Here is a 1,253-nt window from a genome sequence, read left to right as displayed (position 1 = left end):
TCGCCTTACGGTGGAGCTGTGCGTAGATGTGATCAAGAGACAGGCCGCGGGGCCGCCTTGTGCGGCGCCGCATGGCCATGCCTCCGGTGAAAGGCGGCGGCCGGCGGCCGGCCCCGCTGTTGACAGGGGGAGGATGGGGCCGCTACCCGCCTCCCCTTCCTGATCACCCTTCACACCACAGGTGCGTGAACCATGGCCCTCGCCTTCGTGTTTCCGGGACAGGGCAGCCAGGCCGTCGGCATGGGCCGCGAACTGGCCGCCGCCTTCGCGCCGGCGCGCGAAGTCTTCGAGGCGGTGGACGAGACGCTGAAGCAGAATCTGTCGCGCCTGATGTTCGAGGGGCCGATCGAGGAGCTGACGCTGACCGCCAATGCCCAGCCGGCGCTGATGGCCGTCTCGCTGGCCGCCCTGCGGGTGCTGGAGAGCGAGGGCGGCTTCGTGCTGCGCGACAAGGCGGCGCTGGTGGCGGGGCATTCGCTGGGCGAGTACAGCGCGCTCGCTGCCGCCGGCAGCTTCGACGTGCCGACCGCCGGCCGGCTGCTGCGCCTGCGCGGCGAGGCGATGCAGAAGGCGGTGCCGGCCGGGATCGGCGCCATGGCCGCCCTGCTGGGCGCCGAGGCGGAGCAGGCCCGCGCCATCTGCGAGCGCGCGGCCGTCGATCCGGAGACGGGCCGGCGCGAGGTGGCCGAGATGGCCAACGACAATGGCGGCGGCCAGGTGGTGATCTCCGGCCACAAGGGCGCCATCGAGCGCGCCATCGAGATCGCCAAGGCCGAGGGGATCAGGCGCGCCATGCTGCTGCCGGTTTCCGCGCCCTTCCACTGCTCCCTGATGGCGCCGGCCGCGGAGGCCATGGGCGAGGCGCTGGAAGGCGCCGCCGTGCAGGCCCCCGCCGTGCCGCTGGTGGCCAACGTGACCGCCGCCAAGGTCACCGACCCGGCGCAGATCCGCGACCTGCTGGTGCGGCAGGTCACCGGATCGGTGCGCTGGCGCGAGAGCGTGGCGGCGATGGTGGAGATGGGCTGCGACCGCTTCGTCGAGATCGGTGCCGGCAAGGTGCTGACCGGGCTGATGAAGCGCAACGCGCCGGAGGCCGCGGCCATGGCCTGCGGCACGCCTGCGGAGATCGAGGCGGTGCTGAAGGCGCTCTGAGCGCCTTTCCCGGCGCGTCTCGCCTCGGCCGGCCCCAGGCGCTACAGAGCCGGCACGGCATCGTTCCGGCATCGCCATGGCGGCGCCCGACGAGGCGTCCC

The 1,253-nt window shown here is 73.2% G+C and carries 1 protein-coding gene; it reads left to right on the top strand.

The window, feature by feature from the left end; genetic code table 11:
• Window positions 1-192 precede the first annotated feature (192 nt).
• Window positions 193-1,152, top strand: a complete 960-nt coding sequence (gene fabD / locus ROTAS13_RS24640) for an ACP S-malonyltransferase (protein ID WP_019461618.1) — start codon at window positions 193-195, stop codon at window positions 1,150-1,152.
• Window positions 1,153-1,253 lie beyond the last annotated feature (101 nt).

The organism is Roseomonas sp. TAS13, from assembly GCF_001950415.1.
Lineage (GTDB): Bacteria > Pseudomonadota > Alphaproteobacteria > Acetobacterales > Acetobacteraceae > Roseomonas > Roseomonas mucosa.
This window is presented reverse-complemented; position numbering and strand designations above follow the sequence as displayed.